At 67.7% G+C, this 300-nt stretch carries 1 protein-coding gene; it reads left to right on the forward strand.

Features of this window, described 5'->3' with window-relative positions; translation table 11 throughout:
• Window positions 1–300, forward strand: a 300-nt coding sequence (locus tag SB822_RS56170) for an aldolase/citrate lyase family protein (protein WP_410858986.1), incomplete at both ends; no start/stop codon positions are given.

Consider the following 300-nt stretch of genomic DNA (forward strand, 5'->3'; position numbering starts at 1 on the left):
GCGCCCGCCGTCATCGAAGTCGCGAGCGCGGCCGACCTGCAGTTCATCTACATCGATGGCGAGCACGGCGCGTTTGACTGGCGCGATGTCGAGGCAGCCTGCATTGCCGCCGAACGTCACGGTATGACGCCGATCGCGCGGGTACCCGACATTTCCGGCGCGACCATCACGCGATTTCTCGGTCGCGGCGTGCGCGGCATCGTTGCACCGCACATCGAGACGGTCGAGCAAGCGCAGCGCGTGATCAGCGCAACCTATTTCGCGCCGCTGGGCGCGCGTTCTTTTGGCGCGGGGCGGCCC

Source organism: Paraburkholderia sp. SIMBA_054 (genome assembly GCF_046534875.1).
Lineage (GTDB): Bacteria > Pseudomonadota > Gammaproteobacteria > Burkholderiales > Burkholderiaceae > Paraburkholderia > Paraburkholderia hospita.